The organism is Pseudomonas putida (genome assembly GCA_029953615.1).
In the GTDB taxonomy this organism is placed as follows: Bacteria; Pseudomonadota; Gammaproteobacteria; order Pseudomonadales; family Pseudomonadaceae; genus Aquipseudomonas.
In genome coordinates this window covers 5,257,806-5,271,967 of the sequence record CP124529.1, presented here as the reverse complement: position 1 = coordinate 5,271,967, position 14,162 = coordinate 5,257,806, and the positions used below count along the sequence as shown (strand labels likewise).

Here is a 14,162-nt window from a genome sequence, read left to right as displayed (position 1 = left end):
GGGCAAGCCCGCGAAGCAGCACACGCGGTGCATGGCACCGGCTTTGCCGGTGTTTGCGGGCGCGCCCGCTCCCACAAAAAAGCGATTTCGTGCCAGTCGCTACACCATCGCCAACCGCTGCTTGCGCGTCGGCGCCGGGAACGCCCGGTCGATCGCCCGCAGGTCTTCGCTGGTCAAGGTCAGCGTACCCGCAGCCGCATTCAACCGCACATGCTCGGGCGCTACGGCCTTGGGGATGGCTATCACCCCGTCATGCCGGGTCACCCAGGCCAGGCTGACCTGGGCCGCCGTGGCGCCATGGCGCTCGGCGATTTCCGCCAGCACCGGGTGCTGCAGCAGGCGCCCGGCCTGGGCCAGCGGGCAGTAGGCCATGATCGGCAGCGCGCGCTTTTCGCACCATGGCAACAGGTCGAACTCGATGCCGCGCTGGGCCGGGTTGTACAGCACCTGGTTGGTGGCGCAATCGGGGTTGTGCAGTTCGCGCAGGTCGTCGACGTCGAAATTGGACACGCCCCAGCGCTTGATCTTGCCTTGCTCGCGCAAGCGCTCGAAGGCCTCGACGGTTTCCTCCAGCGGGTACTGGCCACGCCAGTGCAGCAGGTACAGGTCGATGCAGTCGGTGCCCAGGCGAGCGAGGCTGCGCTCGCAGGCCGCCGCCGTACCACGCCGGCTGGCATTGTGCGGATACACCTTGCTGACCAGGAACACATCGTCGCGGCGCCCGGCAATGGCCTGGCCGACCACTGCTTCGGCACCACCTTCGGCATACATCTCGGCGGTATCGATCAGGTTCAGGCCAAGTTCGATGCCTTGTTGCAGGGCCGCCACCTCGGCCGCCTTGCGGGCCGGATCTTCGCCCATGTACCAGGTGCCCTGGCCAATGGCCGGAACGCTCGAACCTGCCAGATTCACGTAACGCATGTCACCTCCGGGATGCGGGTATTGGAAAGCAGAACCTCAAGCAGCGCTTGCGCCGCCGTGGACAGCTTGTGTTCGCTGAGGGCGATCACGCCGATGCGCCGCTCGACCGTGGGCTCGACCAGGGTTACGCAGCGAGCGCCTAGCTCCTGCATCTGGTTGATGCACAGCGCAGGCACGGCACTGACCCCCAGGCCACTGGCGACCATGCGGCCGATGGTCGACAGCTGGTGGCTCTCGAAAGCCACCGCCAGCTTGCCGTGGCGGGCGGCCACGTTCTGCTCCATCAGCAGGCGCACCGCCGACGGGCGTTGCAGGGCCACGAAGTCTTCGGCCAGCAACTGTGCCCAGCTGACCTGGGGTAGCTGGGCCAAGGGCGAATCGGCGGGCACCACGGCGACGAAGCGGTCCATGTACAACGGGTGGAAATCCAGGCCATCGATGTTGTCCGGTTCGAAGCCAATGCCCAGTTCGACGCGGCGATGGCGCACCAGTTCCTGCACCTGTTCATTGATCACATCGTGCACCGTGACATTGACCTTCGGGTAGCGCTGGCGAAATACCTTGAGCGAATGGGGCAGCAGGTTACCGGCAAAGGCCGGCATGGCCGCCACCGAAACCCGGCCCAGTTGCAGGGTGAAACGCTGGCGCAGCATTTCTTCGGTGTCGTCCCAGTCAGCCAGCAGACGACGCGCCAGCGGCAACAGCACCTCACCCTCGGCAGTCAGGCTGACGCTGCGGGTGGTGCGGCTTAGCAGGGCGCCGCCAAGGTTTTCTTCCAGCGCCTTGATGGTCAGGCTCAGGGCCGGTTGCGAGACATGCAGGTGTTCACCGGCCTGGGCGAAGCTCTGGTACTTGGCCACAGCGACAAAGGCGCGCAGTTGCTTGACGTTCATGACTGGCCTGTTGGTTGTTTTGGAAAAATTATCAATCGATGATGAAAACAAAATTAACAAATCAGTCGCTTGCGGTGAAGATGTCCCCACACGCTCACCGACAGCCTCGTCGGTTCAACAACTACAAAAGGCGGATCAGCATGGCCGGACTGGACAAGCGCGTTGCAACTTATGAACAGGCCCTCGAAGGCCTGACCGACAACATGACGGTACTGGCGGGTGGTTTCGGCCTGTGCGGCATCCCGGAAAACCTTATCAGCGAAATCAGGCGCCGTGGCGTCAAGGGCCTGACCGTGGTCTCCAACAACTGCGGTGTCGATGGCTTTGGCCTGGGCGTGCTGCTGGAAGACCGGCAGATCCGCAAGATGGTCGCTTCGTACGTGGGCGAGAACGCCGAGTTCGAGCGCCAGTTGCTGAGCGGCGAGCTGGAAGTGGAACTGACCCCTCAAGGCACCCTCGCCGAGAAAATGCGCGCCGGTGGCGCCGGCATCCCGGCCTTCTACACGGCCACCGGCTACGGCACCCCGGTTGCCGACGGTAAGGAAGTGCGCGAATTCAACGGCCGCAAGTACATTCTTGAAGAATCCATCACCGGCGACTTCGCCATCGTCAAGGGCTGGAAGGCCGACCACTACGGCAACGTGGTGTATCGCAACACTGCGCAAAACTTCAACCCGCTGGCGGCCACCGCCGGCAAGATCACCGTGGTCGAAGTGGAAGAGATCGTCGAACCTGGCGTGCTGCTGCCCAGCGAGATCCATACCCCGGGCATCTACGTGGACCGCGTCATCGTCGGCACCTTCGAAAAGCGTATCGAAAAGCGCACCGTCAAGGCCTGAGCGCCATCCACCAGAACAACAAAGAGATCCTGACCATGGCACTGACCCGCGAACAGATGGCGCAACGCGTCGCCCGTGAACTGAAGGACGGCTACTACGTCAACCTGGGCATCGGCATTCCGACCCTGGTGGCCAACTACGTACCCGCCGACATGGATGTGATGCTGCAGTCGGAAAACGGCCTGCTCGGCATGGGCGAATTCCCCACCGAAGGCACCATCGATGCCGACATGATCAACGCCGGCAAGCAGACCGTCACCGCGCGCCGCGGTGCCTCTATCTTCGATTCGGCACAGTCGTTCGCCATGATCCGTGGCGGCCATGTCGACCTGACCGTGCTCGGCGCTTTCGAAGTGGACGTGCAAGGCAACATCGCCTCGTGGATGATCCCGGGCAAGCTGGTGAAGGGCATGGGCGGCGCCATGGACCTGGTAGCCGGTGCCGAGAACATCATCGTCACCATGACCCATGCCTCCAAGGACGGCGAGTCCAAGCTGCTGCCGCAGTGCAGCCTGCCGTTGACCGGCGCTGGCTGCATCCGCAAGGTGCTGACCGACCTGGCCTACCTGGAGATCGAAGACGGCGCCTTCATCCTGCGCGAGACCGCGCCCGGGGTGAGCATTGAAGAAATCATCGAAAAAACTGCTGGCAAGCTGATCGTGCCGGATGATGTGAAGGAAATGACCTTCTAACGCATCATGCGATCCTGCCCTGTGGGAGCGGGCGTGCCCGCGAATGCTGCGGTGAATTTACCGACGCATTCGCGGGCACGCCCGCTCCCACAGGGTTTTGCGTAGTCTGGTAGTACTGCTTCACCTCATAAAACCAATAAAAGGAATTGAACCGTGGCCGCTGAAATCCAAGACAGCCGTTCCGCGCGCTTTGCCTTGCGCTGCTCCAACTGGGCCGAACGCTGGTTCCCCGATTCCTGGGTGTTTGCCGCCCTGGCGGTACTGCTAGTGTGCATCGGCGCCCTGGCCATGGGGGCCAAACCGACCGATACCGCCAAGGCCTTTGGCGATGGCTTCTGGAGCCTGATCCCGTTCACCATGCAGATGGCCTTCGTGGTCATCGGCGGCTATGTGGTGGCAAGCTCGCCGCCTGCCGCGCGCCTGATCGACCGCCTGGCGCGCATCCCCGGCAATGGCCGTTCGGCAGTGTGCTGGGTGGCGCTGATCTCGATGCTGGCATCGCTGCTCAACTGGGGCCTGTCGTTGGTGTTCGGCGGCCTGCTGGTGCGCGCCCTGGCCCGGCGCACCGAACTGAAGATGGACTACCGCGCTGCCGGCGCCGCCGCCTATCTGGGCCTGGGCGCCGTGTGGGCGTTGGGCCTGTCTTCGTCGGCGGCGCAACTGCAGGCCAACCCGGCTAGCCTGCCACCGTCGATCCTGTCGATTACCGGGGTGATTCCGTTCACTGAAACCATCTTCCTCTGGCAGTCCGGCGTAATGCTGGCGGCCTTGGTGGTGGTCTCGCTGGTGATCGCCTACGCCACGGCCCCAGGGCCGAACAGCGCGCGCAGCGCCCAGGACTGCGGGGTAGACCCCAGCTTCACCGCACCACCGGCACCCCAGCGCACTCGCCCGGGCGAGTGGCTGGAACACAGCCCGATCCTGATCCTGTTGCTGGTGGCCCTGGCCGCCGGCTGGCTGTACCAGGAGTTCGCCACCAAGCCGGCGATTACCGCCATTTCCGGGCTGAACACCTACAACCTGTTGTTCATCATGCTCGGTGCCTTGCTGCACTGGCGCCCGCGCAGCTTCCTCGACGCGGTGGCGCGTGCGGTGCCGACCACCACCGGGGTGCTGATCCAGTTCCCGCTGTATGGTTCGATCGCGGCCATTCTCACCCAGGTGAAGGGCGTGGACGAGCAGACTTTGGCCCACCACATTTCGCTGTTCTTCACCCAGATCGCCACGCATGACACCTATGCCGTGCTGATGGGCGTGTACTCGGCGGTGTTGGGCTTCTTCATCCCGTCGGGTGGTGGCAAGTGGATCATCGAGGCACCTTACGTGATGCTGGTGGCCAATGACCTGCAGTATCACCTGGGCTGGGCAGTGCAGATCTACAACGCCGCCGAAGCCTTGCCGAACCTGATCAACCCGTTCTACATGCTGCCGCTGCTGGGGGTGCTGGGTCTCAAGGCGCGCGACCTGATCGGGTTCTCGTTCGTGCAGTTGCTGGTGCACGTGCCGCTGGTGCTGGTATTGCTGTGGGCACTGGGTACGACGTTGCAGTACATCCCACCGGTGATGCCGTAAAGGCGGGGGCCGCTGCGCGGCCCCAGCATTTCCCTGGCAGTCCACGTATGATGGCCAGGCTGCCTTCGCCTGGGAAACCCCGTGTCACATGTCTATCCGATTGAAACTGCTGCGAAAGAAACTGGGGATGACCCTGGAACTGCTGGCCGACAAGACCGGCATGACCAAGAGCTACCTGTCCAAGGTCGAACGCGGCCTGAATACGCCGTCGATCGCAGCCGCGCTGAAGCTGGCGCGGGCACTGAATGTCAATGTCGAAGAACTGTTCGCCGAAGAGCAGCCCGGCCAGCGCCGCTACAGCCTGGTGCGCCATGGCGAGCGCCAGGCACTGGTGGGTGACGGGGCAGGGCCTGGGTACGCGGCCCTCACCAGCCAGGTCGGCCAGCGCAGCCTGCTGCCGTTCCTGATCCAGCCACCGTCAGATTTCAGCGACCCCACGTTCAAGGAGCACCTGGGCGAAGAATTCCTGTTCGTCCACGTCGGCCAGGTGGAAGTGGACTTCATGAATGAGCGTGTGCTGCTGGAGCAAGGCGATGCCCTGCATTTCAATGCCCAGACTCCGCACCGCCTAAGATCGGTGGGGCCGCTGCCAGCGCAGTTGCTGGTCGTGGTACATCACGCAGACGAGTAAAACGACGGCGGCGCACGCGCGCCCCAGGCTTTTGCCTTTCTCAGCCATGAAACACTGACGCCATGACAACAGCGCTCCTCTCCTCAATTCGCGCGTCGATATTTTGACGATGTTGCCCGTTGCTCATTGAATTTTATTATAGTGTCGAATCATTGACGCAATGTCAGGGTGCTCATAAGCTCAATTCAACAGTGAAACAACTCCCGAATACCGCGCCAACACCTAGTTGATTTTCCTCTTAAAGGAGGGGCGTATGCGCACGGCTCTGATTATCAAATCGATGTCTTTGCTGGTGTTGTTAAGTGGTGCGGCGCGCGCGGCGGATACGTATTTCAATCAGAGCAGTATCATCCCTGGTTCAACTGCAGGGTGGTTCTTTGCATTTGCTGTGGTTGGCTTTGTAGCAGTCGCCAACAGGAAAAATATCTGATTCCGCCAGCCTGGGTTCTACCCTTGATGCCAGCGGCCCGGGGTTTGGCTTGTCAATTCCCCAACCGTTGCTATATTGCCAGTAGCCCGTGCAGGTCCACGGTTGCAGGCAGCACAGCCCAGGCTGCACAGCGTCAAGGCAAGGCCTTCGGAAGTTCGAGGCCATCGCGGTTGGCGTATGCCGCGAAGCGGAGCGAGAGTTGGTGTGCTGTTCTCATTCAGTGCTCTTTGTCGGGCCTTTTCGGCCGGAGGGACCCTCATGGTGCGTTCAATGTTTGTCGCGTTCTGCATGCTGATGGTGTGGTCTGGTGCCGGTAAGGCCGACCCGAACAGTGCCGCCTACCTGCTCAGCCCTGGCGATGTGGTGATGGTCTCGGTGTGGCAGGAAGATAGCCTGCGCCAGGAGGCAACCGTACTTCCCGATGGCAGTATCACTTTTCCACTTGCCGGGCGCATCGATGTTGCCGGGCTGGATGTAACGGCTGTTGAAAAACAAGTGGCGGCCAAACTCGAGAAGTTTCTCCCCGACCCGAACGTCAGCGTTGTCGTCAAGAGCATCGCCGGCAACCTGGTCTATGTACAAGGCAAAGTGATCAAGCCCGGGCCGGTACAAATGGCGGGCCCTACCGCGGTGCTGCAGGCCCTGAGCATGTCGGGTGGCCTGGACAAGTTTGCCGACGAAAGCGAAATCAAAGTGGTGCGCGGTGCCGGCACTTCCCAAAAAATCCTGCCCGTGCGATATAGAGACCTGGTGTCTGGCCGGGATATGTCCACAAACATCCAACTGCAGGCTGGCGATACGCTGGTCGTTCCTTGATCTTGCCTTTAATAAGAACACTTGATGCCTCTTCTAAGAACAACTGGTATTGCAACGGCAATCTTGGTGTTGCCGTTCACGGACACGGTCCTGGCAGCAAATTGGCAGTCTACAGTGGTGGTACCGACATCCGTCGAATACGACAGCAACCCCTTGCTGCTGTCGTCGGGTGAAAAGGGCATAACGCGCACGATCATCGCGCCGGATTACACCCTGATCGGTACCTTCGACCGTGACGAATTGAGGTTGGGGCTGGGTATGCATGTATTGCGCTCGTCCGACACGGCGGTGGTCGACAACCGTGAGGACCCGGATGTGAGCCTGGGCTGGCAGCGCCAGACCGAGCGCGGGCGATTCGGCCTGCTGGCGCGTTACAACGAAAGTTCGACGCTGTCGGGAACCGTGCTGGATACCGGCGTGGTTACCACGGATGGCACGCAAAAGCTGTATACGCTGACCGGCAACTGGAGCCAGGCGATTACTGAACGCAGCACCTTGAGCAACGAAACCACGTACAACCGCGCCCGTTACGACATCAGTACGCTGACGGGTTACGACGAACTGGGCAACGTGTTCACCTGGACCTACGCCTGGAGTGAGCGGGCTGATGTGTACAGCCGCTTTGGCGCCCGGCGCTATGAGCCCGAGCAGGACCAGACGGCGACGGCGTCCAACAGCTACAGCCCGGCGGTCGGGGTCAAGTACCAGTTCTCCGAACGCCTCAGCGCCGATGCGCATGTGGGCGTCACCGAGGTGTCCGGCGACGAAGGTGGCCGACGCGGGGAGGGTGGGGTTGCGCTGCTTTACACCGGTGTGCGCGCCGACGCCAGCTTCACCGCCGAACGCAGCACGGTGGCCAGCGCCGAAGGTGGCTTCGCCGAACTTGACCAGGTGCGCGGTGTGTGGAGTTACGCCGTCAGCGAGCTGACCCGGGTAGGCGCGGACGCTGCCTGGCAGGACAGCAAAGGGCAGACCCCCAACACCTTGCAGACTTACAGTGTGTGGGCCAGCCGCCAGTTCTCGCCGTACTGGGACCTGCGCCTGTCGCTGATGTACAAGGAACGGCAGCAGGATCACGAAGCTGATGCGAACGCTACTATCGTGGGTTTGACGTTGACGTACAGGTACCCCGACATCTGAACTTCAGGCAGGTGGCCCCATGAAGTCTGACTACGAGCTCTCCCTCAGAGATTACATCGCCATAATCAAGGACCGGGGCCTGATATTGGGGGTGAGCATCGTAGTCATCCTGGCCGCCACCGTCGCCGTCGCCGTGATGGTGCCGCCGATCTACCAGTCGACTGGCACCATCCTGGTGGAGTCGCAGCAGATTTCGCCCGAGCTGGTATCGACCAACAACACCAGCTTTGCCGATGAACGCATCGAGGTGATTCGCCAGCGGGTGATGACCCGTGAGAACCTGCTGCGCATCATCGGCAAGTACAACCTGTTCCCCGACAACCGCTTCAGCGAAAGCGACAAGATCGACCACATGCGCAATGCCGTCGTGGTCGAGACCCTGACCACCTACGTGCGCGGGCGCGGTGAAGCGACCGTGGCGTTCAATGTGTCCTTCGAACACAAGCAGCCGGAAGTGGCCAAGGAAGTCGCCGACGAACTGGTGACGCTGTTCCTCAACGAGAATCTCAAGCAGCGTACCGAGCGGGCCAATGAAACCACCGAGTTCCTCACTCAGGAGGCGAACAAGCTGGGGGCCGAACTGGCCAGCCTGGAAAACCAGCTGGCGGACTTCAAGCAGGCGCACGCCAATGCCTTGCCCGAGCACCAGACCCTGCGCATGAACATGCTGTCGCGCTCGGAGCTGGAGTTCCGCGAGGTCGACCGCGATTACAAGGCGGCCCAGGAAGAACTGCGTTACCTGGAACTGGAACTGTCTGCCGCCAGTGCCGGGCTGGCCACAAAGGCCGGCGAAGGGCCCAGGGCGGCCAGTGCCGAACAGCCTAAGGACCTGGCCAGCCTGAAGGCCGAATATGCCCAGCTGCTGACCCGCTACAAGGAAGCCCACCCCGATGTGGTGGCGGTCAAGCGCAGGATCCAGGCGCTCGAAGCCAGTGGCAGTCGTACGGCGGTGGCGTCCACGGTAGGCCTTGATGTCGCTCGCGTGCGTGCCAAGATGAGCGCAGCGCAAGAGCGTATTGCTTCGCTGGCCGAGCAGAAGCGCGAGTTGACCCGCAAGATGGAAGGCTACGAGGCCGAAATCCTCGAGGCGCCGCAGGTGGAGCGTGGCCTGGTGACCCTGATGCGTGACCACGACAACGCGCGCAAGAAGTACGAGGAAATCCGCGCCAAGGAAATGGGCGCGAAGATTACCGAAAGCCTGGAACAGGAAAACAAGGCCGAGCGTTTCGTACTGCTGGAACCACCGCTGTTGCCGGAGAAACCGATCAAGCCCAACCGCAAGAAAATCGCCGCGCTGGGCCTGGTGCTGGCACCGGCAGGTGGCGGTGCGCTGGTGATGCTGCTGGAAATGTTCAATCAGCGTATTCGCGGCGTCGGGGCCCTGGAAAACCTGCTGGGCAGGCGGGTGCTGGTGGCGCTGCCTTATATCGATACCAAGGCAGATGTGGCCAGGCGCAAGCGTTGGCGCAACTGGCTGATCCTGGCGGCGCTGGCGCTGGCGGCTATCATGGTAGTGCTGGTGCACGTGTTCTACATGCCACTGGATGTGCTGTTGATCAAAGTCATGTCTCGGTTTGCATAGGGAAGCAGTGATGGACAGGACCAAGCCGGCTGTTGGCAACAATCTTCACCCGGTTACCCCGGGTACCCCGCAGGCCTTGTCACCTGCTCCTGGCACGGCGCTGACGGAAGTGCCTGGCCAGTTCGATTATGTGAACACCAAGGTGGTGCCGCTGCGCGCCGAGCACCTGGAACGTCACCGCATCGTCGCCTACAACAAGAACTCCCACATGAACGGGCCGATCGACCTGCTGCGCACGCAGGTGCTCAGGACCATGGATGAAAATGGCTGGCGAACGCTGGCCATCACCTCGCCAACCCCTGAAGCGGGCAAGACGGTGCTGGCGGTCAACCTGGCCATGAGCATCGCCCACCACACCACCAAGACCGCGTTGCTGGTGGACTTCGACCTGCGTCGGCCCAAGGTCGGCAGCACCCTGGGCCTGCCCATGGACCAGGCGCTGAACGAGTTTCTGTCGGACGAGGCGCAACTGCAGGATTGGCCTGGTCAACCCGAGCTTGCCTCGGTTTGTGGTGCTGCCGACGCGGGTACCGGTACCGTTGTCTACCGAAATGCTGTCGTCGCCCAAAGTGAGCAACCTGATCAGCGAACTGCGCAACCGCTACGAGTCTCGCATCTGTATTTTCGATTTGCCGCCGCTGCTCAGCTCTGACGATGCGATCACCGTGATACCCAAGTTCGACTGTGTGCTGCTGGTGGTGGCCAACGGTATGAACAACAAGAAAGAAATCGAGGATTGCCTGCATCACCTGGCCAGGGTGAACCTGGTCGGGACGGTATTGAACAAGGCCGACGAGCAGCCGCGGACATATTACTAGGCCGCTCCCACAGGTATGGCGTATTCCTTCAGCTGACGGGGCCCTTGTGGGAGCGGGCATGCCCGCGAAGCAGGCGACGCGGTGAATGGCACCGGTTGCACCGGTGTTCGCGGGCGCGCCCGCTCCCACAGGGAATCGCAGCGCCTTTCAAACCTCAGGTCTGCCGCGTGGCCCAGGGGTACTGCAACTCCCACTGCCACGCATGCCGCACAATTTGCTCCAGTGAGGCAAATTCCGGCCGCCAGCCCAGCACCTGCAGTGCCTTGCTTGCATCCGCCACCAGCCGTGGCGGGTCGCCGGCCCGGCGCGGCGCGTCCAGGGCATTGATTTGCCGCCCGGTCACCGCCCGCGCCGTATCGATCACCTGCTGCACCGAAAAGCCCAGGCCATTGCCCAGGTTGAACGCAGTGCGTTCGCCACCTGCCAGCAAATAGTCCACTGCCAACGCATGTGCCGCTGCCAGGTCGGCCACATGCACATAGTCGCGGATGCAGGTACCGTCCGGCGTGTCGTAGTCACGGCCGAACACCGTCACCGACTCACGCCGGCCCGACGCGGCTTGCAGGATCAACGGGATCAGGTGGGTTTCCGGGTCATGGCGCTCCCCCAACCGGCCTTCCGGGTCAGCACCCGCTGCATTGAAGTAGCGCAGGCACACCGACTTCAAACCGTAAGCCCGGTCGAAGTCCTCGAGAATCTGCTCGACCATCCATTTGCTCAGCCCGTACGGGTTGATCGGCCCCTTGGCATGCGCTTCGTCGATCGGCACATACTGCGGGTTGCCGTAGACGGCAGCACTGGAAGAAAACACCAGGTACCGGATACCGGCATTTACCATGGCCTGCAGCAGGGCAAGGGTGGCCGCGACGTTGTTCTGGTAGTACTTGCCGGGCACGCTGACCGACTCGCCCACCTGGATGAACGAGGCAAAGTGGAACACGGCATCGAAACGGCAAACACCAAACAGCACATCCAGGGCGGGTTCGTCGGCGATGTCCAGCTTTGCCCACTGGACGCCGGGGCCGGGCGAGACCAGGTCCGCCACCACCACCTCATGGCCCGCAGCAAGCAAGTGCCTGACCATATGCGAGCCTATGTAGCCTGCGCCACCGACAACCAGAAACTTCATCCATGCCTCCTGGACTCTGCTGTTGTACAGCCGCGCTTTTCAGCTACCGGTCTGTTGTGAGGGTAGATGGCCATATCCCCTATTTCAAGAACAGCCAATTGGACATGTACTTGCCGTCGAAGGTGATGTTGTAGCGTCCATTCTGGTAAGCCATCGGCAACGGTTTCAACTGCGCCTGTGCGTCCCGCGCGAACAGTTTCAGGCCAGCAGGCGCCTTGATGCTCAAGGTGCCGGCAAGCGGCTCGACGTTGAAAGGGGTCTTGTCGTCGGCCTTGGGCACGGCACGGGTGCCCACCGACAGCAGCAGTTCGCGCGACTGGCCCAAGGGTTTGCCGTCCAGGCTTTGCACCACGACGCTGGCATACGGCGTTTGTGCTTGCACCTGGATCGCGCCGAGGCTGATCGAGCGACCGCCCAGCCATCCGGTGGCGGCCTGGGTCAGCGTTGTGTCGATGGTGTAGACGCCCTGTTGCCAGTTGCGCTTGAGTTCGCCCGTGTCGCTGACCGCCTCCGTGGCGTCGGCTGGCAGCAAGGACTGCCCCGGGTCCTGCAGCACCTGCGCGTCGGCAGGGATGGCGGCCGGTTTCAGCCAGGGCAATTCCGGCGTCTGCGGCAGGGCGATCTGCAGCTGGCCCTTTTCCATGGCCGTGCGCAGCAGCGGCGAGTTGCGCGGGGTGATCTCCTGGTTGTACAGGGTGGCGGGCGTCGGCGCGAACACGTAGCGGGTAGTGGCCGGCTTCACATCCGCTCGGCGATAGAGCAGGGCGGCAGCGGGCAGGGTGGCGATCATCGCCGGGTCGTTGTACGCGTGCCAGTTATCCGCCGTGCGCCAGCCCGGGTTGAAGGCCTGCTGGCTGTAGGCATACTGCATCATGGCGTCCCAGCCCTGGTGGGCGGCGGTGCCGGCCACATACAGCGGCAATGAGTGGCGGTCGGGCAGTGGGAATGGCTCGGCGTTCCACTCGGTGACGGTCAGCGGTTTGCCGACCACCTGGGCAGCGGCGAGCCAGTCGAGCATGCTGTCGCTGGTCAGCGGGTTCTTCTCCAGTTGGCCATTGGCACCGTAGGCATGGGCGTCGATAACATCGCCTGCGGTCAGCGCTGGCAGTGCGCTCAGGCCATTGCCACCCCAGGTACTGGTGGTGGCGATCGGCACTTTCACGCCAAGGCCGCGCAGGTGGGCGATCATGTCGGCGTTGAAGCGCTGTTCCAGGTCATTGAGGAACAGCTTCGAAGGCCCATGCTCCCAGGCGCGCCAGGTGAGGTCGGTGGGCAGGTCATATTGTTTGGCAAAAGCTTTGGCCGCATCCATATAGCGTTCGCTGTGGCGCGGTACATCCTTGTTCGGCATCAGGGCATTGCCATAATGCTGGGTAAGGTCGTTCTCGTTGGTGATCAGCACTGCAGCAATCGCCGGGTCGTCCTTGTAGGCCATGCCGGTGTATTCGTTCACATGGGTCAGGTACTGCTCGGCAAAGCGTTTCATCGCCTGTTGGATACTTCGGTTCACATAGGCATAACCTTTGAGGTCAACCTGGTTCTCGCCCTTGGCCAGTTCCTGGAAATCGTCAATGTCAGCATTGGCGGTAAGCGCTCGCTGCACGTGCATGTCCAGCCAGATATAGATGCCTTCGTCCTTGAGTGCCTTGATCCACAGGTCGAGCTTGCGCAGCGATTCGGCACTGAGCTGCCGGGTATCGCGCACCAGGGTGCCGTCGCCAAACACGTTCGGGCTCACCCAGGGCGAGTCGTGGTGGTGCAGACGCACCAGGTTGAAGCCCAGAGCGGACAGGCGCTTGGCCTGTTGGCGGATTTCTTCGTCGGGGCTCTTGAACAGCGAATAGGCGGACAGGTTGGTGCCCCAGAAGCGCACCGGGGTGTTGTCCTCGAACATCAGCTGTTCGCCGACAGCCTTGACGAAACCACGCTTGCCGGCGGGTTTTTCTGCGGCATTGAGGAATGACAGGTCCACTGGCGAGGTACGCCAGTCCAGTTGATCGTCCGGCCAACCGGCCGGGTCGACCAGGCCGAAGCGTTCGCTGGGCGTGGGCCCCAGGTCGATGTCGCCGGTGACGTTGAGCACCGCCTTGATCTGTTGCCGGCCGGCATTGATCGGGTCGCTGTAGATGAACGCACGCAGTTCGGACGGGTTGCCGCGCTCGAAATACACCTTGGCCAGCGGCGGGTCGAAGCGCATTTCGACGCGCCGGCCCAGGCCTGCCTTGCCCCACGACCAGCCACGGTTGCCGGGCAGCAACTGCGGGGCGCCCATTTCCCCGGCAATTTGCGCCGGGTCGAACTGGAACACCATGCCGCCGCCCATCACCCCGGCCTGGCGGCTGTGCGCGTCAAGGTCGAAGGCCCAGCTCAGGGTTTGTGCCTGCTCCTTGCGGATATCCGCCTCCAGGTCGAAGTCCAGCGCCTTGTTCTGGCCCTGCAGCGTGTAGTGGTAGGGGCCATTGACCTTGAACGTGGTGGAGAAGCCAGTCCAGCTCCAGTTGGCTGCCCAGAAGTCGAACTTGGCTTTCATCACCGGCCCACCACCGTGGGTCACCATGGGCAGGCCATTCTGTTCATCGACGCTGACTTGCCACGCCGATGCCCAGCCGGTGAGCGGCAGCAAGACCAGGCCGGCAATGGCCGTTACCCGCAGCAGAGGTTGAATAATCGGGCAGCGTAGGGTAAGCACGTTCATTGGC

At 62.3% G+C, this 14,162-nt stretch carries 12 protein-coding genes and 1 pseudogene; 9 read left to right on the top strand and 4 right to left on the bottom strand.

Annotated elements, in window-relative coordinates; genetic code table 11:
* Positions 1–99: 99 nt before the first annotated feature.
* Positions 100–921, bottom strand: a complete 822-nt coding sequence (locus QIY50_24140) for an aldo/keto reductase (protein ID WGV20332.1) — start codon at positions 919–921, stop codon at positions 100–102.
* Complete coding sequence (locus QIY50_24135; GenBank protein ID WGV20331.1) at positions 909–1,814, bottom strand: LysR family transcriptional regulator; 906 nt, start codon at positions 1,812–1,814, stop codon at positions 909–911. Before QIY50_24135 ends, QIY50_24140 begins: the two co-directional genes overlap by 13 nt.
* Positions 1,815–1,954: 140 nt before the next feature.
* On the opposite strand from QIY50_24135, the gene QIY50_24130 reads away from it, so the two are divergent.
* The 9 genes and pseudogenes from QIY50_24130 (at position 1,955) to QIY50_24090 (ending at position 10,334) form a co-directional block, all read left to right on the top strand.
* Complete coding sequence (locus tag QIY50_24130; protein ID WGV20330.1) at positions 1,955–2,653, top strand: CoA transferase subunit A; 699 nt, start codon at positions 1,955–1,957, stop codon at positions 2,651–2,653.
* 35 nt (positions 2,654–2,688) lie between these two features.
* A complete protein-coding gene (locus QIY50_24125) occupies positions 2,689–3,345 on the top strand; it encodes a CoA transferase subunit B (GenBank protein ID WGV20329.1) in 657 nt (218 codons plus the stop codon).
* Positions 3,346–3,498: 153 nt separating this feature from the next.
* A complete protein-coding gene (locus QIY50_24120; GenBank protein ID WGV20328.1) occupies positions 3,499–4,917 on the top strand; it encodes a TIGR00366 family protein in 1,419 nt (472 codons plus the stop codon).
* Between the two features lie 88 nt (positions 4,918–5,005).
* Positions 5,006–5,548 carry an XRE family transcriptional regulator gene (locus tag QIY50_24115; GenBank protein ID WGV20327.1) on the top strand — a complete coding sequence of 181 codons (543 nt, stop codon included), beginning with the start codon at positions 5,006–5,008 and terminating at the stop codon, positions 5,546–5,548.
* Between the two features lie 253 nt (positions 5,549–5,801).
* Positions 5,802–5,978 carry a hypothetical protein gene (locus tag QIY50_24110; protein ID WGV20326.1) on the top strand — a complete coding sequence of 59 codons (177 nt, stop codon included), beginning with the start codon at positions 5,802–5,804 and terminating at the stop codon, positions 5,976–5,978.
* A 258-nt stretch (positions 5,979–6,236) separates the two neighbouring features.
* Entirely contained in the window at positions 6,237–6,794 is a 558-nt protein-coding gene (locus QIY50_24105) for a polysaccharide biosynthesis/export family protein (GenBank protein WGV23109.1), read from the top strand.
* Between the two features lie 24 nt (positions 6,795–6,818).
* On the top strand, positions 6,819–7,934 hold the full coding sequence (locus tag QIY50_24100) for a hypothetical protein (GenBank protein ID WGV20325.1): 1,116 nt from the start codon (positions 6,819–6,821) through the stop codon (positions 7,932–7,934).
* Between the two features lie 19 nt (positions 7,935–7,953).
* Entirely contained in the window at positions 7,954–9,516 is a 1,563-nt protein-coding gene (locus QIY50_24095; protein ID WGV20324.1) for a Wzz/FepE/Etk N-terminal domain-containing protein, read from the top strand.
* 10 nt (positions 9,517–9,526) lie between these two features.
* Positions 9,527–10,334: pseudogene (locus tag QIY50_24090) on the top strand (CpsD/CapB family tyrosine-protein kinase).
* 154 nt (positions 10,335–10,488) lie between these two features.
* On the opposite strand, the gene galE reads toward QIY50_24090, so the two are convergent.
* A complete protein-coding gene (gene galE / locus QIY50_24085) occupies positions 10,489–11,463 on the bottom strand; it encodes a UDP-glucose 4-epimerase GalE (protein WGV20323.1) in 975 nt (324 codons plus the stop codon).
* 79 nt (positions 11,464–11,542) lie between these two features.
* On the bottom strand, positions 11,543–14,158 hold the full coding sequence (locus QIY50_24080) for a cellulase family glycosylhydrolase (GenBank protein ID WGV20322.1): 2,616 nt from the start codon (positions 14,156–14,158) through the stop codon (positions 11,543–11,545).
* Positions 14,159–14,162: the final 4 nt, after the last annotated feature.